This is a genomic window from Microbacterium sp. HM-570, from assembly GCF_054165885.1.
Map to the genome: position 1 here is coordinate 1,198,414 of NZ_CM135111.1, position 21,171 is coordinate 1,219,584.

23 protein-coding genes are annotated in these 21,171 nt (G+C 69.6%); 14 read left to right on the plus strand and 9 right to left on the minus strand.

Annotated elements, in window-relative coordinates; all coding sequences use genetic code 11:
* Positions 1-6 precede the first annotated feature (6 nt).
* Entirely contained in the window at positions 7-981 is a 975-nt protein-coding gene (locus tag ACT9TC_RS05625) for an arsenic resistance protein (protein WP_458042420.1), read from the plus strand.
* On the opposite strand, the gene ACT9TC_RS05630 is transcribed toward ACT9TC_RS05625, so the two are convergent.
* Both ACT9TC_RS05630 and ACT9TC_RS05635 read right to left on the minus strand, forming a co-directional pair.
* A complete protein-coding gene (locus ACT9TC_RS05630; protein ID WP_458042421.1) occupies positions 978-1,700 on the minus strand; it encodes an aquaporin in 723 nt (240 codons plus the stop codon). The genes ACT9TC_RS05625 and ACT9TC_RS05630 overlap by 4 nt on opposite strands.
* The gene (locus ACT9TC_RS05635; RefSeq protein WP_458042873.1) at positions 1,697-2,053 is read right to left on the minus strand and encodes a metalloregulator ArsR/SmtB family transcription factor; all 357 of its coding nucleotides are present in this window, start codon (positions 2,051-2,053) and stop codon (positions 1,697-1,699) included. The genes ACT9TC_RS05630 and ACT9TC_RS05635 overlap by 4 nt, the downstream gene beginning before the upstream one ends.
* Before the next feature lie 109 nt (positions 2,054-2,162).
* On the opposite strand from ACT9TC_RS05635, the gene ACT9TC_RS05640 reads away from it, so the two are divergent.
* The 4 genes from ACT9TC_RS05640 (at position 2,163) to ACT9TC_RS05655 (ending at position 5,158) form a co-directional block, all read left to right on the plus strand.
* The gene (locus tag ACT9TC_RS05640; protein WP_458042422.1) at positions 2,163-3,500 is read left to right on the plus strand and encodes an FAD-dependent oxidoreductase; all 1,338 of its coding nucleotides are present in this window, start codon (positions 2,163-2,165) and stop codon (positions 3,498-3,500) included.
* Positions 3,497-4,006 carry an N-acetyltransferase family protein gene (locus ACT9TC_RS05645; protein ID WP_458042423.1) on the plus strand — a complete coding sequence of 170 codons (510 nt, stop codon included), beginning with the start codon at positions 3,497-3,499 and terminating at the stop codon, positions 4,004-4,006. The genes ACT9TC_RS05640 and ACT9TC_RS05645 overlap by 4 nt, the downstream gene beginning before the upstream one ends.
* A 68-nt stretch (positions 4,007-4,074) precedes the next feature.
* Positions 4,075-4,482 (plus strand): arsenate reductase ArsC, encoded by a 408-nt coding sequence (locus ACT9TC_RS05650; RefSeq protein ID WP_458042424.1) that lies wholly within the window; start codon positions 4,075-4,077, stop codon positions 4,480-4,482.
* 43 nt (positions 4,483-4,525) lie between these two features.
* Complete coding sequence (locus ACT9TC_RS05655; protein ID WP_458042425.1) at positions 4,526-5,158, plus strand: helix-turn-helix transcriptional regulator; 633 nt, start codon at positions 4,526-4,528, stop codon at positions 5,156-5,158.
* Positions 5,159-5,164: 6 nt separating this feature from the next.
* Here ACT9TC_RS05655 and fdhD read toward each other — a convergent pair whose 3' ends face one another.
* Both fdhD and moaA read right to left on the minus strand, forming a co-directional pair.
* Complete coding sequence (gene fdhD / locus ACT9TC_RS05660; protein WP_458042426.1) at positions 5,165-6,040, minus strand: formate dehydrogenase accessory sulfurtransferase FdhD; 876 nt, start codon at positions 6,038-6,040, stop codon at positions 5,165-5,167.
* A gap of 4 nt (positions 6,041-6,044) precedes the next feature.
* On the minus strand, positions 6,045-7,127 hold the full coding sequence (moaA, locus tag ACT9TC_RS05665; RefSeq protein WP_458042427.1) for a GTP 3',8-cyclase MoaA: 1,083 nt from the start codon (positions 7,125-7,127) through the stop codon (positions 6,045-6,047).
* A gap of 212 nt (positions 7,128-7,339) precedes the next feature.
* Between moaA and ACT9TC_RS05670 the strand changes: the two genes are divergently transcribed.
* Genes ACT9TC_RS05670 through cydC form a run of 4 tightly spaced genes read left to right on the plus strand, consistent with a single transcriptional unit; the run spans position 7,340 to position 13,206 of the window.
* Positions 7,340-8,767, plus strand: a complete 1,428-nt coding sequence (locus ACT9TC_RS05670; protein WP_458042428.1) for a cytochrome ubiquinol oxidase subunit I — start codon at positions 7,340-7,342, stop codon at positions 8,765-8,767.
* 10 nt (positions 8,768-8,777) lie between these two features.
* Positions 8,778-9,788 carry a cytochrome d ubiquinol oxidase subunit II gene (cydB, locus tag ACT9TC_RS05675; protein WP_458042429.1) on the plus strand — a complete coding sequence of 337 codons (1,011 nt, stop codon included), beginning with the start codon at positions 8,778-8,780 and terminating at the stop codon, positions 9,786-9,788.
* Between the two features lie 29 nt (positions 9,789-9,817).
* The gene (gene cydD / locus ACT9TC_RS05680; RefSeq protein ID WP_458042430.1) at positions 9,818-11,512 is read left to right on the plus strand and encodes a thiol reductant ABC exporter subunit CydD; all 1,695 of its coding nucleotides are present in this window, start codon (positions 9,818-9,820) and stop codon (positions 11,510-11,512) included.
* Positions 11,509-13,206 carry a thiol reductant ABC exporter subunit CydC gene (gene cydC, locus ACT9TC_RS05685; RefSeq protein ID WP_458042431.1) on the plus strand — a complete coding sequence of 566 codons (1,698 nt, stop codon included), beginning with the start codon at positions 11,509-11,511 and terminating at the stop codon, positions 13,204-13,206. Before cydD ends, cydC begins: the two co-directional genes overlap by 4 nt.
* Positions 13,207-13,225: 19 nt before the next feature.
* On the opposite strand, the gene ACT9TC_RS05690 is transcribed toward cydC, so the two are convergent.
* Genes ACT9TC_RS05690 through ACT9TC_RS05710 form a run of 5 tightly spaced genes read right to left on the minus strand, consistent with a single transcriptional unit; the run spans position 13,226 to position 17,019 of the window.
* Positions 13,226-13,834 carry a GNAT family N-acetyltransferase gene (locus tag ACT9TC_RS05690; protein WP_458042432.1) on the minus strand — a complete coding sequence of 203 codons (609 nt, stop codon included), beginning with the start codon at positions 13,832-13,834 and terminating at the stop codon, positions 13,226-13,228.
* Positions 13,831-14,985, minus strand: a complete 1,155-nt coding sequence (locus tag ACT9TC_RS05695) for a sulfate/molybdate ABC transporter ATP-binding protein (protein ID WP_458042433.1) — start codon at positions 14,983-14,985, stop codon at positions 13,831-13,833. The genes ACT9TC_RS05690 and ACT9TC_RS05695 overlap by 4 nt, the downstream gene beginning before the upstream one ends.
* A complete protein-coding gene (locus ACT9TC_RS05700) occupies positions 14,982-15,806 on the minus strand; it encodes an ABC transporter permease (RefSeq protein ID WP_458042434.1) in 825 nt (274 codons plus the stop codon). Before ACT9TC_RS05700 ends, ACT9TC_RS05695 begins: the two co-directional genes overlap by 4 nt.
* Complete coding sequence (modA, locus tag ACT9TC_RS05705) at positions 15,803-16,630, minus strand: molybdate ABC transporter substrate-binding protein (protein WP_458042435.1); 828 nt, start codon at positions 16,628-16,630, stop codon at positions 15,803-15,805. The genes ACT9TC_RS05700 and modA overlap by 4 nt, the downstream gene beginning before the upstream one ends.
* Positions 16,627-17,019, minus strand: coding sequence for a TOBE domain-containing protein (locus tag ACT9TC_RS05710; RefSeq protein WP_458042436.1), 393 nt, complete (start codon positions 17,017-17,019; stop codon positions 16,627-16,629). The genes modA and ACT9TC_RS05710 overlap by 4 nt, the downstream gene beginning before the upstream one ends.
* Before the next feature lie 120 nt (positions 17,020-17,139).
* Between ACT9TC_RS05710 and ACT9TC_RS05715 the strand changes: the two genes are divergently transcribed.
* From ACT9TC_RS05715 to ACT9TC_RS05735, 5 genes are read left to right on the plus strand one after another with little or no spacing between them, the layout of a single operon-like run.
* Positions 17,140-18,276, plus strand: coding sequence for a ThiF family adenylyltransferase (locus tag ACT9TC_RS05715; protein ID WP_458042437.1), 1,137 nt, complete (start codon positions 17,140-17,142; stop codon positions 18,274-18,276).
* The gene (locus ACT9TC_RS05720; protein ID WP_458042438.1) at positions 18,273-19,508 is read left to right on the plus strand and encodes a molybdopterin molybdotransferase MoeA; all 1,236 of its coding nucleotides are present in this window, start codon (positions 18,273-18,275) and stop codon (positions 19,506-19,508) included. Before ACT9TC_RS05715 ends, ACT9TC_RS05720 begins: the two co-directional genes overlap by 4 nt.
* On the plus strand, positions 19,505-19,981 hold the full coding sequence (gene moaC / locus ACT9TC_RS05725; RefSeq protein WP_458042439.1) for a cyclic pyranopterin monophosphate synthase MoaC: 477 nt from the start codon (positions 19,505-19,507) through the stop codon (positions 19,979-19,981). Before ACT9TC_RS05720 ends, moaC begins: the two co-directional genes overlap by 4 nt.
* Positions 19,957-20,904, plus strand: coding sequence for an NTP transferase domain-containing protein (locus ACT9TC_RS05730; RefSeq protein WP_458042440.1), 948 nt, complete (start codon positions 19,957-19,959; stop codon positions 20,902-20,904). The genes moaC and ACT9TC_RS05730 overlap by 25 nt, the downstream gene beginning before the upstream one ends.
* Positions 20,904-21,137 carry a MoaD/ThiS family protein gene (locus tag ACT9TC_RS05735; protein ID WP_458042441.1) on the plus strand — a complete coding sequence of 78 codons (234 nt, stop codon included), beginning with the start codon at positions 20,904-20,906 and terminating at the stop codon, positions 21,135-21,137. The genes ACT9TC_RS05730 and ACT9TC_RS05735 overlap by 1 nt, the downstream gene beginning before the upstream one ends.
* The last annotated feature ends 34 nt before the right edge of the window (positions 21,138-21,171 follow it).

Consider the following 21,171-nt stretch of genomic DNA (forward strand, 5'->3'; position numbering starts at 1 on the left):
GGGCGGATGTCGCGAGTCATCGAATGGGGAGAGCGGCACCAGGTCGCTCTCTACCTGGCGGCGATCGCGATCGGCGTGGCGGTCGGGCTGGGGCTTCCCGGTGCGGCGGGTCCCCTCACTGTGTCGATCACGCCCATCCTCGGCCTACTCCTCTACGCGACATTCTTGGGCGTACCGTTCGCGCGGCTCGCCGGAGCCTTCCGTGACGCCCGGTTTCTCGCAACCGTCGTGCTCCTCAACTTTGTGATCGTCCCCCCGATCGTGTTCGGCCTGTCGCGCCTCGTCGCGTTCGATCAGGTCCTCGTCATCGGCGTGCTGCTCGTGCTGCTGACCCCGTGCGTCGACTACGTCATCGTCTTCACGGGACTAGCGGGCGGATCGAAGGAGCGCCTGCTCGCCGCAACTCCCCTGCTGATGCTCGCGCAGATGGCGCTGCTTCCTCTCTACCTGTGGGTGATGATCGGGCCAGAGTTCGCGGCATCCGTCGATCTGCTCCCCTTCGTCGAGGCATTCCTGCTGCTGATCGTGCTGCCGCTCGCGCTCGCGGCGATCACACAGGCTCTCGCCGCTCGGACCCGATTCGGACGCGCCCTGACCGCGGTCGGTCTCGCAGCAATGGTGCCGCTGATGATGGTGACGCTCGCAGTCGTCGTCGGCTCTCAGGTTGCGGCAGTCTCGGGATCGCTCGGCGTGCTGCTCGCCGTTGTGCCTGCTTTTGTCGCTTTCGTCGCGATCATGCTGGTGCTCGGAGCCGTGGCCGGCCGGGTCGCGCGCCTCGATAGGCCGACGCGACGGGCGGTGGTCTTCAGCGGCGTCACACGCAACTCGCTCGTGGTCCTGCCGCTCGCGCTCGCGCTGCCGCCGGCCTTCGCGCTGACCCCGCTCGTCGTGGTCACGCAGACCCTGGTCGAGCTGATCGTGATGGTGGCGCTCGTCTCGGCGTTCTCGCGTCGACGAAAGGTGTTCTCACGTCGACGTTAGGAGCGCGGGCCCGCTTCCGCGACGACACCGACGACATCCACGCCGTCGGGGGCACGTTTCGCCAGCGGAAACAGCCCGAGAGCGAGGACGACACCGACGGCCGCGCCGACGATCTGAGCGCCGATGAAGGGCAGGATGGATGTTGGGGCGATCCCGGCGAAAGTGTCGCTGAATGCTCGACCGATCGTGATGGCGGGGTTGGCGAAGCTGGTCGACGAGGTGAAGAAGTAGGCCGCGCCGATGTAGGCGCCGACGGCGGGCGCCGCGAGACTGCCGCGCCCCGTGCGGACCAGCGCGAAGATCAGGAACACCAGCCCCGCGGTGGCGACGACCTCGGACAACAGGCGCGGGCCGTCGGCGCGATCGGTGGTGCTCCACGACACCGCGGCGAGCCCGAACATCAGGTTGGCGAGCATCGCCCCCGCGATGCATCCGACGATCTGTGCGGGGAGGTAGACACCCGCAACCGACCAGGGACGACGGTGCAGCACGATGTCGGCGAGCGTCACGACAGGGTTGAAGTGGGCGCCCGAAACCGGTTGCAAGATCAAGATCAGCACGCCCAGGCCCAGGGCTGTGGCGAAGGCGTTCTCGAAGAGCTGCAGCCCCACATCGTCGGGTGACAGTTGTTGAGCCATGATGCCGGATCCGATGACGATGGCGGCGAGCAGGGCACTGCCGAGAAACTCCGCGCCGACGGCGCGCACGGTCGCTTTCACGAGCCGATCAGCAGACGCGAGACGCGGTCGAGGGCGTCCGGCACCAGGCCGTAGTAGGCCCAGGTGCCCCGTTTGCTGCGGGTGAGAAACCCGGCCTCGGTGAGCACTTTCAGGTGATGCGATACGGTCGGCTGGCTCAGACCCACGGGCTCGATCAGGTCGCAGACGCACGCTTCTGCTCCCTCGGACGCCGCAACGATCGAGAGCAGCCGCAGCCGGGCGGGATCGGCGAGCGCCTTCATGGTGTGCGCGAGAGCCACCGCCTCGTCGGCACCGAGCGTGTCTCGGACGAGGGGGTCGCGAACGAGGGGGGTCGCACACGTGGGCGCCGAGACATCCGTCAGCGGAAGCATGGTCATCGGAGGGAGAGCAGTCACGCATCGATGCTAATCGATATTGACACTCATCGATAGACGGCGGATACTCGAACATCGAACACCATCGATGCACCGAAGGGGAACCATGACCCTGCTCGATCTCATGCCGCGCACATCCCGCGCGAGCCGCCTCGACACCCTGCCCGTCGCCATCATCGGCGCGGGCCCCATCGGCCTCGCCGCGGCGGCGCACCTGATCGAGCGCGGCATCGACTTCGTGATCTACGAGGCCGGTGACGAGGTCGGCGCGAGCGTGCGGGCATGGGGGCACACCCGCCTCTTCTCGCCGTGGGAGCACCTCATCGATCCCGCCTCGGCGCGGCTGCTCGAGGCATCCCGATGGCAGGCGCCCGCCGCATCCCGCATCCCCACCGGTGCCGAGCTCGTCTCTCGGTACCTGAGTCCTCTCGCCCAGCTCGACGCGATCGCGTCCCGCACCCGGACCGGCACCGAGGTGCTGGCCGTGACCCGCGAGGGCATGGACCGCACCCGCACCCGGGCACGCGCCGTCACGCCGTTCGCGCTGCGCGTCCGGCATGCGGACGGTTCGGTCGAGGATGTCCCGGCCCGGGCTGTCATCGACGCCTCGGGCACGTACCGCACCCCCAACAGCCTCGGGTCGAACGGCCTCGACCCCCTCGGCCTCGGCGATGTCGCAGACCGTGTCTCGCCCGCGCTGCCCGACGTGCTCGGCCGGAATCGGGCACGATTTGCGGGTCGGCATACGACGGTCGTCGGCGCCGGACACTCCGCCGCGAACACGCTGCTCGCGCTGGTGAAGCTCGCATCCGAGGTCCCCGGCACACGCATTACGTGGCTGATCCGCAATACGCGAGCCGCGCGGGTCACGACGGCACCGGATGACGAGCTCGCCGGTCGCGCGGAGCTCGGGGGGCGGGTCGAGGAGCTGGTTCGTTCGGGCACCATCGACCTCGTCGACGGGTTCGAGATCGTGGGGGCGCGTCGCGCTGAGGTCGAGGGCAGCGACTGGCGCGGGAACGGGGTCGAACTCGTCGGGCTGCGTCGCGGTGAGAGCGTTGCCCACCGCACCGACGAGGTCGTGAACGCGACCGGCTTCCGCCCCGACCTCGGCATGCTGCGCGAGCTTCGCCTCGAGCTCGACGACATCGTCGAAGCTCCACGACGCCTCGCGCCCCTGATCGACCCGAACGTGCACTCGTGCGGCACCGTCGAGCCACACGGATTCCGCGAGCTGACGCATCCCGAACAGAACTTCTTCATCGTCGGCATGAAGTCGTACGGGCGCGCGCCCACGTTCCTGCTCGCCACCGGGTACGAGCAGGTCCGCTCGGTTGCGGCACATCTCGCGGGCGACACCGAGAGCGCCCTGCAGGTGGCACTCACGCTGCCGACAACCGGCGTCTGTTCGACCGATATCGGCGGGGGAGCTTGCTGCACATGACGACCGTTCGGCCGATGCACGCCTCGGACTGGGACGCGGTCGCCCGGATCTACGGCGAAGGCATCGAGGATGGCGAGGCGACCTTCGAGCTCGAGGTGCCGAGCCGGGCGAGTTTCGACTCCTCCCGCCTGCCGAACCTGCGCCTGGTCGCGGATGATGGCGGAGCGGTCGTCGGCTGGGCCGCCGCATCCGCCGTCTCGACCCGCGCCGCCTACCGCGGGGTGATCGAGCATTCCGTCTATGTCGCGCGGGAGGCGCGCGGACGCGGCGTCGGACGGATGCTGCTCTCGGCGCTCATCGACGCAGCCGAAGACGCTGGAGTCTGGTGCATCCAGTCCAGCATCTTCCCCGAAAACACGGCGAGCCTTGCACTGCACGGGCGCGCGGGATTTCGGACGGTCGGTCGTCGCGAGCGCATTGCGCGATCGGGGCGAGGGCCACACGCGGGCCTCCGGCGCGACACGGTGCTGATCGAACGCCGCAGTGCCATCAACGGCCAGGACTGACAGCCGAGCCCGCGCACATTCAATAGATTTATGTCTATGCTTTGGGTATTCAGAGAAAGCGAGTCCCGATGACCGACAAGCCCACCGTCCTGTTCGTCTGCGTCCACAACGCGGGACGCTCGCAGATGGCCGCCGGATACCTGCGCGCTCTCGCCGGGGACTCGATCGAGGTCCTGTCGGCCGGCTCCGCCCCGAAGGACAGCATCAACCCGGTCGCCGTCGACGCCATGGCCGAAGAGGGCATCGACATCGCGAACAACACCCCGAAGGTGCTGACGGTCGAGGCCGTGCGCGAATCGGATGTCGTCATCACGATGGGCTGCGGCGACGCGTGCCCGATCTTCCCCGGCAAACGCTACGAGGACTGGGAGCTCGCCGACCCGGCCGGCCAGGGGATCGAGTCGGTTCGCCCGATCCGCGACGACATCCGCGCCCGCGTCGAAGCCCTGATCGCGGAGCTGATTCCCGCTCGCTGAGCCAGAGCCCGCTGTGCGCGCCGACGCCGTGAATAATGGGGTCATGGGCACGCCGAGCGGGTCGTACAGCGCTATCTCGAACTTCAGCCGCGTCGAGATCCTCCACCTCATCCAGGTGGCACCCCGGCAGACCGTCGCGGGGCTCGCCGCCGCAACGAAACTGCACCCCAACACCGTCCGCGAGCACCTCGAACGCTTGCTCGAGGCCGGACACATCGTGCGCGAGACCGAGCACCGCACCACGCGCGGTCGTCCACGCGTGCTCTACAGCGCCGCGACCGGCGCAGCCGAGGCATCCAGTCCCGTCGCCCGACGCAAGGCGCGCGCGGCAGCGGAACGCGGCGACATCATGCGACGCGTCATGCCGTGGACCGGAGCATCCGTGGGCGATCTCGGAACCGAGAGCACGCATCAGCTCGATGCGATCGTCGACCATCTCAGCGAGTCCGGGTTCGACCCGCTGATCGACGAGCGTGAGCTCACGATCGACCTCACACCGTGCCCGCACGCGACCGCGCAATCCGCCCACCGTGACACACTGTGCTCGGTGCACCTCGGAATCATGCAGGGCGTTCTCGCCGAGGCGCGCGGCCCTCTGTCGGTCGAGGGCATGCGGCCGTCGTGCGACCCGACGCACTGTGTCGTGCAGCTCGCGACCGCGTCGGTCAGGGGATAGAACGGATCATGCGGTCGTGAGTTCCTGCATCGCCGGAACCCGAATGCGGTCCGCTCGCGCGTAGACGTTCATCGACGACCCGCGGAGGAACCCGACAAGGGTCAGACCCGATGCGTCGGCGAGCTCGACCGCCAATGACGAGGGTGCGGACACGGCCGACAGGATCGGCAGCCCCGCCATGATGGCCTTCTGCACGAGCTCGAAGCTCGCCCGCCCCGACACCATCAGGACGTGCCCGGTGAGCGGTAGACGGTCGTTCAGGATGGCCCAGCCCACGACCTTGTCGACGGCGTTGTGGCGTCCGACATCCTCACGCAACACGACCAGCTCACCGGTCGTGGCATCGAACAGGGCCGCGGCATGCAGCCCGCCCGTCTTGTCGAACACGGCTTGCTGGGCGCGGAGCTTGTCGGGGAAGGTCGCGAGCAACTCGGCCGACAGGACCGCAGCGTCTGCGCCAACGTCGTACACCGACACGGTCTCGACGGCCTCGATCGACGCCTTACCGCAGAGCCCGCAGGAGCTCGTCGTGTAGAAGTTGCGGGCCAAGTCGGGGTCGGGCGGCGCGACGCCCGAGGCGAGGGTGACGTCGAGAACGTTGTAGGTGTTCTCGGTATTGCCCGCGAGGGGCCCGCCCGTCCCGGGGCCGCCGCAGTGGATCGCCCCACGGAAGTGCTCCCCCGCCGAGATGACGCCCTCCGAGACGAGGAAGCCCGCCGCGAGTTCGACGTCGTGGCCGGGCGTTCGCATCGTGACGGCGAGCGACGTGCCCCCGACGCGAATCTCGAGCGGCTCTTCGACCGCAAGCGTGTCGGAGCGACGCACGGGATCGCCCCCGAGGGTGATCTTCGTCACCGGGCGACGGGTGGTGATCCGTCCCATGCTGTCAACCGCCGATCGCGTTCATGCCGCGCAGCGGCTGGAGGAAGGAGGGGTCATTGATGGCGTGGCCGGGCAGCTTGCCCCGCACGCTCGAGCGCAGCATCTCGTCGAGGGCAACGTCGCTCGACCCGTCCGCGCGCAAGATGGGGAGCAGGTCGTACTCGGTGGTCGAGAACAGGCAGTTGCGAATCTGCCCGTCTGCCGTCAACCGCAGCCGGTCGCAATCCCCGCAGAACGGCGCGGTCACCGACGCGATGACCCCGACCGTGTGGGGGCCGCCGTCCAGCGCCCAGCGCTCTGCGGGCGCGCCACCCCGGCCCGGGATCGGCACGAGCGTCCAGCGGGTCGCGAGGGCGTCGAGGATCTCTTCCCGCGTGACCATGGATGTGCGGTCCCACGTATGCCCAGCGTCGAGGGGCATCTGCTCGATGAAGCGCAGCTGCGCGTCGTGGGCGATCGCGAACTCGGTCAGCTCGACGATCTCATCGTCGTTCACACCGCGCATGGCGACGGCGTTGAGCTTGAGGGGACGGAGGCCGGATGCCTGGGCGGCAGCGATACCTTCGAGCACCTCGTCGAGGCGATCGCGGCGGGTCAGCTCGTGGAAGCGATCGCGGCGGATGGTGTCGATGCTGATGTTCAGCCGCTGGAGCCCTGCATCGATCAGGGCGGGCAAGAACTCCGGCAACCGGATGCCGTTGGTCGTCATCGCGATCTGCACGGGCCCGTCTGAGCCCTCGATCGCGGCGAGGCGCCGCACGACATCGACGATGTCGGCACGGAGCAACGGTTCGCCGCCCGTCAGACGGAAGGTCGTGATGCCCGCCGCGGCGCCGACCCGGGCAATCCGTTCGATCTCGTCCAGGGTCAGAATGCTCGTACGCGCGAGCCACTCGTTTCCCTGCTCGGGCATGCAATAGGTGCAGCGCAACGAACAGCGATCGGTCAACGAGATACGCATGTCGCGGTGCACCCGACCGTGGGTGTCGACGAGGGGACCGGATGCGCCGGCCGCCGAAACCGGATCACCGGCGGCCCCGGCCGGGCGCTCGACGCGGCGGGCGATCGTGACGGGCACCGCGGTCATCGGCCGCCGTCCCTTCGTCCTCCGCACACACGCATGGGTCGAGCCTATCCGCGGGTCCCCGGAGGGGGGTCGGGGCCACGTTCTTTTCACACGGCTCGCGAGGCGCCCCGGGCATCCCGCTATCTGGCATACTTGAGGTACCGCGTCGGACGGAGCCCGAGCTCGTTTGACCGGTGCAATGAGGCCCGACGCGCACCAAAGGAGCGTCGCCCATGGATTTCCTCGACCCGCTGCTGCTCGCCCGTTGGCAGTTCGGCCTGACGACGCTCTATCACTACCTCTTCGTGCCCCTCACACTGGGGCTCGCGCTCGTCGTCGCGATCTTCCAGACCGTGTGGCACCGGAACGGCGATGTGAAGTGGCTGCATCTGACACGCCTGTTCGGCAAGATCTTCCTGATCAACTTCGCGATGGGCGTCGTGACGGGCATCGTGCAGGAGTTCCAGTTCGGGATGAACTGGTCGGCATATTCCCGTTTCGTCGGTGACGTCTTCGGCGCGCCCCTCGCATTCGAGGGACTCATGGCGTTCTTCTTCGAGGCCACGTTCATCGGACTGTGGATCTTCGGGTGGGACCGATTGCCACGCGCCCTGCATCTCGCATCCATCTGGATGGTCGTGCTCGGGTCGACGCTCTCGGCGTACTTCATCCTCGCCGCGAACGCCTTCATGCAGAACCCCGTCGGGTACCAGATGGCAGCGGATGGCGGGCGCGCCGAGCTGATCGACTTCGGTGCCGTGCTGACGAACCCGGTCGTCCTCGCGGCCTTCCCCCATACGATCTTCGCCGCTTGGATGTTCGCGGCGGCCGTCGTGATCGCGGTCTCGGCATGGCACCTCTCGCGTGGCCAGCACCTCGTCACGATGCGCTCATCGCTGCGGTTCGGGCTCTGGTTCATGATCGTCGCGTTCGCGGGTACCGCGCTCTCGGGCGATCAGCTCGGACTGGTGATGGTCTCGACCCAGCCGATGAAGATGGCGGCGGCCGAGGCGCTGTGGAACTCGGCGTGCGGTGCGGATGCATCCTTCTCGATCTTCTCGATCGGTACCCCGGACGGGTCGGAAGAGATCTGGTCGCTGCGCGTGCCCTACCTGCTGTCGTTCCTCTCGACACAGACGCTGGATGGATGCGTCGAGGGCCTGAACGACCTGCAGGCGCAGTACGAGACGCAGTTCGGCGAGGGTGTCAGCTACATGCCCATCATCTGGGTGACGTACTGGGCGTTCCGGTGGATGATCGGCCTCGGTGGGGTCGCCGCGCTCATCTCTGTCGCGGGCCTCTGGGTCACGCGCAAGAAGGCAAAGCGCCCGGTGGCGAAGTGGATGTGGAAGGTCGCGATCTGGTCGGCGCCCCTCCCTCTGCTCGGAAGCCTGGTCGGCTGGGCGTTCACCGAGATGGGCCGCCAACCCTGGATCGTCTTCAGCCTGATGCTCACCGAGGACGGCGTCTCGCCGAACGTCCCGGGCTGGACGGTGTTGATATCCCTCATCGCCTTCACCGCGATCTACGCCTCGCTCGCCGTTGTCGAGTTCGGCCTGATCCTCAAGGCCGCACAGCAGGGTCCGGATCCACTCCCTGACCCGAACGATCCGGATCCGGATCCGGACGCACACCACCAACTCACGACGACGGTCTACTAGGAGCATCGCCATGGACCTCGCCTACCTCTGGTTCTGGATCATCGGATTCTTCTTCATCGGGTACTTCGTGCTCGACGGCTTCGATTTCGGTGTCGGGATGTCGCTGCCCTTCCTCGGCAAGGACGACGTAGGCCGTCGCCAGATCATCAACACGATCGGGCCCGTCTGGGACCTCAACGAGACGTGGTTGATCGTCGCGGGTGCCGCCCTGTTCGCGGCGTTCCCCGAGTGGTACGCCACCCTCTTCAGCGGCTTCTACCTCGCCCTGCTGCTGATCCTGCTGGCGTTGATCTTGCGCGGGGTGTCGTTCGAATACCGCCATCAGCGCGACAGCCTGCGCTGGAAGAAGGGCTTCGACACGATGATCGTCGTCGGGTCGGCCGTGCCCGCGCTGCTCTGGGGTGTCGCGTTTGCGAACATCGTGCAGGGTGTGCCGATCGATCAGGACTTCGAGTTCACGGGGACGCTTCTGACCCTGCTGAATCCCTACGCGCTTCTCGGCGGCGTCACGACCCTGTTGCTCTTCTTCACCTATGGCGTGAGCTTCGTGGCGCTGAAGACCGACGGCCAGGTGCACGACGACGCCCGCAAGCTCGCGGCCCGCGCGGGGTTCGTCACGATCGTCGTCGCGGCGGCGTTCCTGCTGTGGACGGTCATCGCACACCCGGCCGTGCCGGTCATGGTGTTGGCGATCGCGGCGGCCGTGTTCCTGATCCTCTCGGTGGGCGCGAACCTGCGCGACCGCGAGGGCTGGGCGTTCGGCTTCGCGGCTGCCACCGTCGTCGCGGCCGTCGGCACACTCTGGTTCGCGCTGTACCCGTTTGTCATGCCCTCGTCGACCGATCCCGCATTCAGCCTCACGATCGAGAACGCGTCCAGCACCGATTACACCCTGTCGATCATGTCGTGGGCAGCCCTGATCTTCCTGCCCCTCGTGCTGGCTTACCAGGGCTGGACGTACTGGGTGTTCCGCCGGCGCGTCTCGCGCGCGCACATCGAGAGCGCCGCGGCCGCGCACTGACGAATGCGCACCGGTATCGTCGAAACGCTGTGACTCAGGATCAGGATGTCTCGGATGCGCGGACGCCACCGGTCGACCCCCGACTGCTGAAGTACGCCGCGGCGTCCCGAGCGTTCTTCGCGATCATCGCGACGATCGCCCTGTTGCAGACGGCCGTGATCGTTGCGTTCGCCTGGCTTCTCACGCGGGCGATCGTCGGTGTCATCGAGGGGATGCCGGCGTCGGATCTCGGGGCCACGCTCGCGGTACTCGCGGGAGTCGTGGCGCTGCGCGCGGTGCTGGTGGGTCTGCGCGAGCGCACGGCGGCGAGCGCGGCGGCACGGGTGCAGTCCCAACTGCGGGCGAGGCTTCTCGAGGCGGCCGGCAGCCTCGGACCCGGATGGCTCGACGGGCGCAACTCCGCCCAGCTCGCCCTGACCGCGGGTCACGGACTCGACGCACTCGAGGCCTATTTCGGGCGGTACCTGCCACAGCTCGTGCAGACCGCGATCGCGACCCCGCTGATCATCTTGGTGATGTGGTGGCAGGACTGGATCAGCGGGCTGACCGTTCTGCTCACGATCCCGTTGATCCCGGTCTTCATGATCCTCATCGGCCTCGCGACCCGAGCCGTGCAGAAGCGGCAGTGGGCGACGCTGCAGCAGCTCGCCGCGCGCTTCGCCGATACCGTCGACGGGCTCGGCACGCTGAAGGTCTTCGGACGTCAACACCGGGCCGCGGCATCCATCGAATCCGTGACGGAGCGGTATCGCGTCGAGACGATGCGCGTGCTGCGCGTTTCGTTTCTGTCGGGGTTCGCCCTCGAGTTTCTCGCGAGCATCTCGGTCGCGATCATCGCCGTGTCGATCGGGTTCCGCCTGGTCGATGGGGCGCTGCCGCTCTCGATCGGGCTGTTCGTGCTGCTGCTCGCACCCGAGGCCTATCTGCCGCTCCGGCAGGTCGGCGTGCAATTCCACGCCGCGGCCGAGGGGGTGGCGGCGACCGACGACGTCTTCGCCGTCCTCGACGCCGCGAGAGTGCCCGTTCCAGCCGCGAGGGTGCCCGTTTTGAGCCGTCTCGGCGATGAAACGGGCACCCTCGGCGATGAAACGGGCACCTTCGCGCTGCGGGACGTGCGGGTCCGACGTGGGGATCGGATGCTCCCCGCGGTGACGTTCACCGCAGCGCCCGGGCAGATCGTGCTCATCGAGGGGCCGAGCGGGGCGGGCAAGACGAGCCTGATCGCGGCCCTGCGCGGTGCGGCCGAGTGGGAGGGCGCCGCGACACTGGGCGACGCCGACCTGCGGGGTATCTCTCCCTCGGCCTGGCTCGCGTGGGCCGGACAACAGCCCGGCCTCATCGCCGGGACCGTTGCCGACAACGTCGCCCTGGGAGATTCGACGCCCGACCCGACCCGTGTCGACCGTGCGCTCGAGCTCGCGCAGGCGGACGGGATCGACGCATCCCTCGCCCTCGGCGTGCGCGGCACGGGGCTTTCGGGCGGGCAGGCCCAGCGCGTCGCGGTCGCCCGCGCCCTCTACCGTCACCTGAGCGGACGCGCGCCCGTGATCGCGCTCGACGAGCCGAGCTCTGCGCTCGACGCCGTGACCGAGTCCGCGCTCTGGCAGAGCCTGCGCGGGATTGCGGATGCCGGGGCAACAGTCCTGCTCGTCTCGCATCGGCGCACTGCGCGCGACATAGCCGACACCGTCGTCGCAATCGAACCCGCCGGGGTGGCCTCGTGACGAATTCCGCTACCACCCCCGCCTTCGGCACAACGACGTTCGGAACCACGACCGCCGCGGTGCTGAACGGCGCCATGCCGCCCGCGCGCCGCTTCTGGCCTTCCCTCGCATCCGGTTTTCTCACCGAGGCCTCGGCGGTCGCGCTGCTCGCGGTGAGCGCGTGGCTGATCGTCCGGGCCAGTGAACAGCCGCCCGTCCTCTACCTCTCGATCGCCGTCGTGGGCGTGCGCCTCTTCGCGCTTACCCGGGCGATTTTTCGCTACCTGGAAAGACTGAGCGGGCACGATGCCGCGCTCCGGCAACTCGCGGCGACCCGCAGCGCCCTGGTGCGCCGTCTGATTCCCCTCGCCCCCGACGGAATCGGCCGCACGCGCCGCGGATCCGTCCTGGGCGCCCTCGTCGACGACGTGGACGACCTGCAGAACCTGCCCCTGCGTGTCGTCGAACCACTCGCCGGATCCGCCCTCGTCGTCCTGGGCTCGATCGTGCTCGTCACGATCGTCTACCCGCCCGCGGGGCTCACGCTCGCGCTGTGCCTGGTGATGGCAGGCCTCGTCGCGACACTCTGGGGCTGGGCCGTCGGAGGCCGGGCCGAACGATCCATCGCTCCTCTTCGCGCGCGTCTGACCGATGCGCTGCTCGATCACTTCGGATCGCTCGATGTTCTCGTCGCCTACGGAGCCGAGTCAGCGAGCCGCGAACGTATCCGCGACGCCGACGCGGCCGTCCGTCGCGCGGTCGTCCGTCGCTCGGTCGCCCAGTCCGGAACGACGGCGCTCATCACACTCCTGGCGGGGGCGGCCTCGATCGCCGCGATCGCGGTGGCGGCACCGGCAGCACTCGACGGGCCCGCGCTGGCGGTGATCGTGTTGGTGCCAATGGCGGTGTTCGAGGTGTTCACCGCGGTCCCGCTGGCCGCCGCGGCCTGGCGTCAGGTGCGCGCGAGCGCGACCCGCATCGCCGAGGCACTGCCCGACGCCCTCCCCGCGGGCCTCGTGGCCGAGACCATCGTCCCGACCGGGGTCGCGCCCGCACTCGGTTCGGGACTGAAGCTGCGGGATGTCTCGGCGCGCTGGCCGCACGCCGACGGTCCGGCACTGCGCGGGGTCGACCTGGATGTCGCCCCCGGCGAGCGCCTGCTGGTCGTGGGGTCGAGCGGTGCGGGCAAGACCACGCTCGCGCACGTACTCGTCCGGTTCCTCGACTGCGGCGGATCGTACGAGATCGGCGGCACGCCCGTCGGCCAGATCGCGGGCGACGACCTGCGCCTGACAATCGGCCTCTGCGAGCAGCGCCCCATGCTCTTCGACGAGACCATCCGCCAGAACCTGTTGTTCGCGCGGGAGGCGGCGACGGATGCTGAGCTCGAAGCATCTCTCGAACGCGTCGGCCTCGGCACCTGGCTGCGCGGGCGCGGCGGACTGGACGCCCGCGTCGGCGAACGGGGCGCCCTGGTGTCGGGCGGTCAGGCGCAGCGGATCGCACTCGCCCGCGCGCTGCTGCGCGAGTTCCCGGTGCTGGTGCTCGACGAGCCGACGGCGGGGGTCGACCCGGAGGCATCCGATGCCCTGCTCACCGACCTGCTGCAGGCGGTACCCGCCGACCGGTCGGTTGTGTTGATCTCTCACGTCGCGGTGCCCGACGGACTCGTCGACCGGGTCGTGCGGCTGGAGCCGTGCCCTCGGGGCGCCTGACCGGACGAGCGCCTGACGGCTACAGAACCATCCCGAAGGCCCGCACGCCCTCCTCGGAAGGCAGGGCTTCGAACCCCACGCGCGGGTAGAACGCGACAGCGCCGGCGTTTGCGGCGCTCGCGACGAGATACAGCCCGGAAACGTCCGACGCATGCAACTTCTCGGCGAGCGTCCGGATCAACGAGCGCCCCAGCCCACGGCCCTGGGCTTCGGGCAGCAGGTCGATGTGCAGGTGCGCCGGGTAACGAGCCGCGTGCTCCTCCGCGCCCGCCCGCAGGCCGTCGGCGTGGGCTAAGAAGTGCGCATCTCGAGGGTCGAGCGCGCCCGTCGCATCGGCGTAGCGGCCGCGGCGCGAAGGCCACCACACGTGCCGGAACCACTCATAAAACGCATCCGTATCGGGTGCGGCGACGACATATCCCACGACCCCATTCGGGCCATCGACGACGAAGGCGAAGTCGGGATGCCTCGCCACATAGGGCAGCACGAAGATGTCGGGAAGCAGGGCATCCGACGAGTATCGGCCCGACGCATCCGTGCCCGCGTCTCCGGTCCGGACACAGATCTCGGCCAACCGCGCCTCATCGCCGACACGGAACGGGCGGATCGCGTAGGCCGACCCACTCATGTGCCCGCCGGGGGCGCGAACAGCCGCACGGCCGCGGGCTCGACGCGCACCCGCACGGGGGCTCCCGGGGCGAAACCCGCGTCGACGATGTCGTCGGCCGAGACATCCGCTGCGACCGCCGGCTCGGCCGTGTGCACCCGTGCGCCGACGGGTGTCTGTTCGACACGTACGACCCGCGCGAGCCACGTGCCGGGCGTCGCTTGTTCTTCGGCCGCGAGTCGCAGCGCGCCCGTCCAGGTGGACTCAACGGCGCGTTCGAGGTGCACATCCGATGGCCGGAAGACCGCGGCCAACGCGGCTCCCTCCGGGGCGGCCGCGGCCAGCGACGCGTCATCCGCGGCCCCGATGAGCACCTCGGGGGAAGCGGACTGTGCGCGCCAACGCCCCTCGTGGGCGGTGCCGTGGATCAGGTTCACTCCGGCCACCGTCGCGACGAAGCGCGTCGCGGGTACGCGCAGCACGTCACGCACTCCCCCGGCCTGGGTGACCCGCCCGTCCTCGACCACGATCAGGCGCGTCGCGAGGGCCGCCGCATCGACGGCGTCGTGCGTGACGACCACCGCGGTCGCGTGGGTCGCGGCGAGCTGATCGTGCAGCATGGCACGCACATCGGCGGCGGTCTCGGGATCGAGCGAGGTGAGCGGTTCGTCGAGCAGCAGTACCTGGGGTGAGGTCGCGAGCGCACGCGCGATCGCGACGCGCTGCTGTTGCCCGCCCGACAGCTGAGCCGGCCGACGGTCGCCCATTCCGGGCAGCCCGACGCGCCACAGCCAGTCATCCGCATCGCCGAGCGCCACCTTGCGATCGGTGCCGCGGGCACGGGGACCGAACGCGATGTTCTCGCGCGCCGTCAGGTGCGGGAACAGGCGGGCGTCCTGGCCCAGAAGCACCGCGCCGCGCTGGGCCGCCGGGATGTGACGGTGCGCACGGGGACGCGGCCGCGCGACGGATGCGACATCCCGCTCGCCGATTCGGATGTTCCCGTCACTCAACCGGGCCAGGCCCGCGATCGCCGCGAGCAGGGTCGACTTGCCGGCCCCGCTCGGGCCCATCACCGCGACGACCTCGCCGGGCGCGCACGCGATCTTCGCCTCGACCCGGAAACCCTTGCGCGTCACGACGATGTCGGCCGCGAGCGCCGCGCCGGTCATTCCGCAACCCCCGTCGTTCCGCGAGTCGGACGCCAGGCCCGCACCAGCAGCAGCACCAGGATCGCGGTCACGAGCAAGAGAAGCGAGAGCGCCACCGCGGTCCCCTGCCCGATCCCCGAGCCGTTGAAGGCCGTGTAGATCGCGAGGGGCATCGTCTGAGTCACTCCCGGTGCGTTGCCGGCGAACAGGGCCGTCGCCCCGAACTCACCGATCGCCCGAGCGAAGGCCAGGATCACCCCGGCGACCAGGCCGGGCGCGGTGAGGGGCAGCGTGACGCGCCAGAGGATCCGCCATCGGCCCGCCCCGAGCGTCGAGGCGGTGCGCTCGAATTCGACGCCCGCGGTGCGCATAGACCCCTCGAGGGCGAGCACGAGGAAGGGCAGCGCGACGAAGGTCTGCGCGAGGATGACCGCGGTCGTCGAGAACGGGATCTGGATGTCCCAGCTCTCCAGCGCCTGCCCCAGCGGACCCGTGCGACCGAACAGGAAGAGCAGGGCGACGCCGCCCACCATGGGGGGCAGCACGAGCGGCACGGTGACGATGACGCGCAGGAGTGCCGAGACTCGCGGCCCCGAACGGGCGATCACGAGGGCGAGCGGAACGCCGAGGATGACGCAGATCACGGTCGCGACGACTCCGGTGCGGAGCGATAGCCAGAGTGCGTCGAGGGCCACGGGCGAGGTGATGTCGTCCCACAGGGTCGACCATTCGACCCGGGCGACGAGCGCACCCAAGGGGACGATCAGCAGCGCGAGGCCGAGAACCGCGGGGAGAGCGAGGATCGGGGGGACGAATCCTCCCGTGCCCCGGGCGAGCCTCACGGAGTCCCCGAGCCCGACTGAGGGGATCCCGCAACACCGAAGCCGGCGTCGGCGAGGATCTTCTGCCCTCGGGCACCGAGCACGAATTCGACGAAGGCGGCCGCTGCCGCGGGATTGTCGGCTTCCGCGAGCGCGGCGATCGGATACCTGTTGACGACGTCTGTCGCCCCGTCGGGCACGATCGACTCAACGTCATCGCGGCCGATGACATCCGTCCGGTAGACGAGCCCCGCGTCCGCCTCGCCCGTCGCGACCTTGGTCAGTACGACCGTGACGTTCTGTTCCACGCTGACGGGCCGCTCCGTCACCCCCGCGTTGGACAGCAGGGTCGCGGATGCCGCGCCGCATGGCACCTCGGGGGCGCACAGCACGATCGACAGCTCGGGGTTCGCCAGATCGTCGAGCGATGTCACTTCGCCCGGGTTGCCCGCGGGAACGACGATCACGAGCCTGTTGCTCGCGAACAGCTCGGCGGATCCCTCGACCAGTCCGGCGTCTTCGACGCTCGCCATGTTCGTCTCGTCAGCTGCGGCGAACACCTCCGCGGGCGCTCCCTCGACGATCTGTCGGGCCAGAGTGCTCGATCCGTCGTATACGAGGGGAAGGATATCGACTTCGGGGTTCTCGTCCTCGAATTCGTCGGCGATCCGATCGAACGCCGTCCGAAGTGATGCCGCGGCATAGACCGACAGGCTTCCCGAGAGTTCTCTGGAAGCAGATGCCTCCGGCTCCGTCCCGGGTGATGCCGAGCACCCGGCGAGCACGAGAGCAGCGGCCGCAGCGATCGCGATAGCTCGACCGGCTCCCCGCACCCGCCCACTCATTCGCGCGGCGCTTCAACGATGACGTTCGTGGCCTTGACGACCGCGACGGCGAGGGACCCCACCTCGAGCTGCATCTCGTGCACCGCCTCGGCCGAGAGCAGCGAAACGACGCGATGCGGTCCGGCCTGGATGTCGAGCTGCGCCATGAGTCCGTCGATCTGCACGCGCGTCACGAGTCCGACGAACCGATTGCGGGCGCTCGAGAGGACATCCGTGGGGTCGTCGGCGGCGCGGGCGAGCTCGACCGCGCGTGCGGCGAGCGCGTCTCCGGCGATCTCGGCGGGCGTGGCGCCGGTCGTCGGGAGGAGGTCCTGCTCGACCCAGCGGCGCAGGGTGTCATCGCTCACCCCGAGCAGCCGGGCTGCCTCGGCGATCTTGTAGCTGCGCATAGCGCGATGTTACCTCCGCACAAGCGGACGTATCTCGCGAATATGTCCGCCCCTGCGGATCGGCTCCGAGTCGTCATGCGCTCCCACCCCGGTCACCCGTCACCGGATTACCCTGGGCTCATGCCCTTCCCACCCCTCGTCGAGCCCGTCGCCGCCCTGAGCGAGAGCGAACGAGCGCGCACAGTTCGGCACGCCAGCCTCGCCGGGTTCGGCGAGCTCGGGCAGCGTCGCCTGCGCGCGGCGCACGTCGCCGTCGTCGGTGCCGGCGGCCTCGGGTCGCCCGTCCTGCTCGCGCTCGCGGCAGCCGGCGTCGGCACACTCACGGTCATCGATGACGACGCGGTCGAGGCATCCAATCTGCAGCGCCAGGTGATCCACTCGCTCGCCGACGTCGGCCAGCCCAAGGTCGACAGCGCTGCCCAGCGCATCGCGGGTCTGTCACCCGCAACGGAGGTGCACGGTCGCAAGACCCGCATCAACGGCACGAACGCGCTGGAACTCCTGGCCGGAGCCGACCTCGTGATCGACGGCAGCGACACCTTCGACACGCGCGAGGCCGTCGCAGCCGCGTGCGAGGCGCTCGGTGTGCCGCTCGTATGGGGCACGGTGCAAGAGTTCGCCGCCCAGGTCACGGTGTTCTGGAGTGCACCCCCCGCGGGCACGGAGCCCATTCGGCTCGGCGACCTCTACCCCTCCGGCAGCGTCGGCTTCGTGCCGACCTGTGCCGACGTCGGTGTGCTGGGGGCTCTCTGCCTGCAGGTCGGTGGCCTGATGGCGATCGAGGCGATCAAGCTCATCGCGGGCATCGGCGAACCCCTGCTCGGCCGGGTGCTCGTGATCGACAGCCTGCGCGCCCGGCAGCGTGAGGTCCCGCTGCGACCCGCCGGCGCCGAGGCATCCGCCCCTCCGGCACCCGCCTCCCCGGTGGTGCCTTCCTCGGTCCCCGAGATCTCGGCGGACGACCTCGCGGCCGCCCTCGCGGCCGGCACGGCTCCGACGATGATCGACGTGCGCGAGCAGCACGAACTCGCGAGCGGCACCGTTCCGGGCTCCCACCACCTCCCGCTGGGTGCCGTGCTGGCCGACCCGACCGCGTTCGCCGAGTCGATCGGCGGGCCCGTTGTGGTGATCTGCCAGGCGGGCGTCCGGGCAACCCGCGCTGCACGGGCGCTCGCTTCCGTTGGCGTCGACGCGATCGTCATGACGGGCGGGATGGATGCCTGGGCCACGATGCACCTCGCGACGGCCGGCGCATGAGCCTTCGCACGGTCGAAGAGCACCTCGCCGAGATCCTCGCCGACGTCCGCCCGACCGACACCGCCGACCTTCCTCTGGCCACAGCATCCGGGCGCACACTCGCGGGCCCCGTGCTCGCGCGGGTAGACATTCCCGTTTTCGACAACTCCGCGATGGACGGCTTCGCCGTGCGTTTCGCGGACGTGCGGTCGGCTTCGACCGAGGCGCCCGTCGCGCTCCGTGTCGTCGCCGATCTACCCGCCGGCACGGATCTGGATCCCCTGATCGGTCCCGGCGAAGCGGCCCGCATCATGACGGGATCACCCTTGCCCACGGCCGCCGACACGGTCGTGCCGTTCGAGGACACGGTCGGCGGCCTCGACGATTCCCTCGACCGAGCGGTCGTGCTCGTGGCACCGCGCGCGGACGGCACCCACGTGCGACGCCGCGGGGGCGACGCCCACACCGGGGACGAGATCATCCCGGCGGGCGTTCCGCTGGGAGCCCTGCAGCTCGCGGCCGCGGCGGCGGCGGGCGTGCCGCGTGTGTCGGTTTTTCGCGCACCTCGGGTCGTCGTCCTCTCGACGGGTACCGAGCTCGCCGAGCCCGGCGCGACCCTCCGTCGAGGTCAGATCCCCGAGTCCAATTCGGTGCTGCTGTCCGGGCTTGCGCGAGAGGCCGGAGCCGAGGTCATCCATGTCGGAAGCGTCGGGGATGACGAAGACGACTTCCGCGCTGTCCTGACATCCGTCGTCGAGGCGGATGTCGTGATCACGTCGGGTGGCGTGAGCGCCGGCGCCTACGAGGTCGTCAAGAACGCGCTGGGATCGGATGCCGCGATCTCGTTCGTGAAGGTCGCGATGCAGCCCGGCAAGCCGCAGGGCTTCGGGGTGCTGCCCGGGGGCGCCCTTTTCTTCGGGTTGCCCGGCAACCCCGTCAGCTCGGCGGTGTCGTTCGAAACCTTCGTACGACCCGCACTCCTCGCCATGCAGGGACGCACGGACCTGCACCGCCCACTCCTGCGACTGCCCGCATCCGAGGGCTGGTCGACCCCACCCGGCCGACGACAGTACCTCCCCGCGGCGATCGATCGCACCGACCCCGCGCGTTGGAGTGTGCGCCCGGCGACGGCTGGCGGCTCGGGCTCGCACCTGGCGGGCGGTTTGGCCCGGGCAGAGGCCTACGCGATAGTGGCGGCCGAGCTCTCGCGGGTCGAGCCGGGCGACTTGGTCGATGTCATGCTGGTGTCATGAGCTTCACCCACCTGGACGAGTCCGGCCATGCCCGCATGGTCGACGTCACCGACAAGGCGCCGACGGTTCGCTCGGCGACGGCCCGCGGGTTCGTGCGCTGCGCACCCGAGGTCGTCGCGTCACTCCGAGACGGCCGCGTGCCGAAGGGCGACGTACTGGCCGTCGCACGCATTGCCGGCATCCAAGGCGCCAAACGTTGCGCGGAGCTCCTCCCTCTCGCGCACATCATCGGCGTGCACGGGGCATCCGTCGACCTCGCCATCGAAGACGGGGGCGTCGCCATCGAGGCGACCGTCCGAACCGCCGACCGCACGGGCGTCGAGATGGAGGCCCTCACGGCCGTTTCGGTCGCCGCCCTCGCGATCGTCGACATGGTCAAGGGACTCGACAAGTCGAGCTCGATCGAGAACGTCCGGATCACCGCCAAGGAGGGCGGTCGCTCCGGATCGTGGAAGCGCCCCGGCGAGGCGTGACGGGTACCGGCTTCGACGCGATCGTCCTGGCGGGCGGTCGCGCGTCCCGCTTGGGCGGTGCACAGAAGCCGCTCCTCGAGGTCGGCGGCACGGCTCTCCTCACCCGAACCGTCGCGGCGGCACGTTCCGCGGGTGCAAAACGGATCATCGTCGTGGCGGAGCGGATGCTCGATGATCCCCTGCTGGAGTGGGTCCGCGAAGACCCGCCGTTCGGCGGCCCGGTCGCCGCAATCATCGCCGCCCTCCCTCGCGTCCAAGCGGAATGGACCCTCGTGCTCGCCTGCGACCTGCCCGGAATCGAGCCCGCCCTTGCCCTGCTCCCGCTCGACGCACCGGGTCAGGACGGAGCGCATCTGACGGATGCGTCGGGTCGGTCGCAATGGCTGACGGCCCTGTACCGGACCGCCGCACTGCGGGAGGCCGCCGCATCCGTCCCCGACAGCGGACGCGACGCCCCCGTCCGTACCCTCGTGGGTGGACTGCGTCTCATGTCGGTCGAGGCATCCCTGACCGCAACCCGCGATGTGGACACGTGGGAGGATCTTCAGTGGGCCCGTGGTCTTTCGGACACGCCCAGAGAGGATGCCACTGTGCCTGAATCGAAGACCCCGTCTGAATCACAGTCCCCGTCTGGATCACAGTCCCCGTCTAAAGCGTCGGACCGCACCCTTCCTCCCGAGGCGCTGGATGAGTGGGCCAACGCGCTCGGCGAGCGCTTCGAGCTGGCGAACGACGATGTCCACGTTTCGCTCATCCTCGATCTGGCGCGTGATGTGGCGAACGGTGTGGCTCGTCCCGCCGCCCCCGTCAGCGCGTTCGTCGCCGGGCTCGTCGCCGGCCGCGCCGGTGGTTCACCCGAGTCCGTGCGCGAGGCCGTCCGCGCGATCACGGAGCTCGCGGAGAAATGGGCGGAGAAGCGCTGATGGCGCGCGTCCGCTATTTCGCCGCCGCCGAAGAGGCCTCCGGCCGCGAGGAAGAGGTGCGTTCCGAGCAGACGCTCGGTGACCTCCGTGCCGCGCTCACGAACGATTACCCGGAGCTGGGGCGCATCCTGCCGCGCTGCGCCGTGCTGGTCGGCGGGTCCCGCGCGGGCGACGACGCCGCGCTCGCGAGCGACGTGCTCGTCGACGTTCTGCCCCCCTTCGCCGGGGGCTGAGCGCGCTGTTTGGCCAGAATCTGGAGATGTGAGA

Excerpts from the sequence above, each read along its gene's own strand:
- moaA (WP_458042427.1), bottom strand. The coding sequence starts at position 7,127 with ATGACCGCGGTGCCCGTCACGATCGCCCGCCGCGTCGAGCGCCCGGCC.
- moaC (WP_458042439.1), top strand. The coding sequence starts at position 19,505 with ATGAGCTTCACCCACCTGGACGAGTCCGGCCATGCCCGCATGGTCGAC.
- fdhD (WP_458042426.1), bottom strand. The coding sequence starts at position 6,040 with ATGGGACGGATCACCACCCGTCGCCCGGTGACGAAGATCACCCTCGGG.
- ACT9TC_RS05625 (WP_458042420.1), top strand. The coding sequence starts at position 7 with ATGTCGCGAGTCATCGAATGGGGAGAGCGGCACCAGGTCGCTCTCTAC.
- ACT9TC_RS05715 (WP_458042437.1), top strand. The coding sequence starts at position 17,140 with ATGCCCTTCCCACCCCTCGTCGAGCCCGTCGCCGCCCTGAGCGAGAGC.
- ACT9TC_RS05650 (WP_458042424.1), top strand. The coding sequence starts at position 4,075 with ATGACCGACAAGCCCACCGTCCTGTTCGTCTGCGTCCACAACGCGGGA.
- modA (WP_458042435.1), bottom strand. The coding sequence starts at position 16,630 with ATGAGTGGGCGGGTGCGGGGAGCCGGTCGAGCTATCGCGATCGCTGCG.
- ACT9TC_RS05720 (WP_458042438.1), top strand. The coding sequence starts at position 18,273 with ATGAGCCTTCGCACGGTCGAAGAGCACCTCGCCGAGATCCTCGCCGAC.
- ACT9TC_RS05670 (WP_458042428.1), top strand. The coding sequence starts at position 7,340 with ATGGATTTCCTCGACCCGCTGCTGCTCGCCCGTTGGCAGTTCGGCCTG.
- cydB (WP_458042429.1), top strand. The coding sequence starts at position 8,778 with ATGGACCTCGCCTACCTCTGGTTCTGGATCATCGGATTCTTCTTCATC.
- ACT9TC_RS05635 (WP_458042873.1), bottom strand. The coding sequence starts at position 2,053 with ATGCTTCCGCTGACGGATGTCTCGGCGCCCACGTGTGCGACCCCCCTC.
- ACT9TC_RS05690 (WP_458042432.1), bottom strand. The coding sequence starts at position 13,834 with ATGAGTGGGTCGGCCTACGCGATCCGCCCGTTCCGTGTCGGCGATGAG.
- ACT9TC_RS05640 (WP_458042422.1), top strand. The coding sequence starts at position 2,163 with ATGACCCTGCTCGATCTCATGCCGCGCACATCCCGCGCGAGCCGCCTC.
- ACT9TC_RS05695 (WP_458042433.1), bottom strand. The coding sequence starts at position 14,985 with ATGACCGGCGCGGCGCTCGCGGCCGACATCGTCGTGACGCGCAAGGGT.
- ACT9TC_RS05735 (WP_458042441.1), top strand. The coding sequence starts at position 20,904 with ATGGCGCGCGTCCGCTATTTCGCCGCCGCCGAAGAGGCCTCCGGCCGC.
- ACT9TC_RS05710 (WP_458042436.1), bottom strand. The coding sequence starts at position 17,019 with ATGCGCAGCTACAAGATCGCCGAGGCAGCCCGGCTGCTCGGGGTGAGC.
- ACT9TC_RS05645 (WP_458042423.1), top strand. The coding sequence starts at position 3,497 with ATGACGACCGTTCGGCCGATGCACGCCTCGGACTGGGACGCGGTCGCC.
- ACT9TC_RS05655 (WP_458042425.1), top strand. The coding sequence starts at position 4,526 with ATGGGCACGCCGAGCGGGTCGTACAGCGCTATCTCGAACTTCAGCCGC.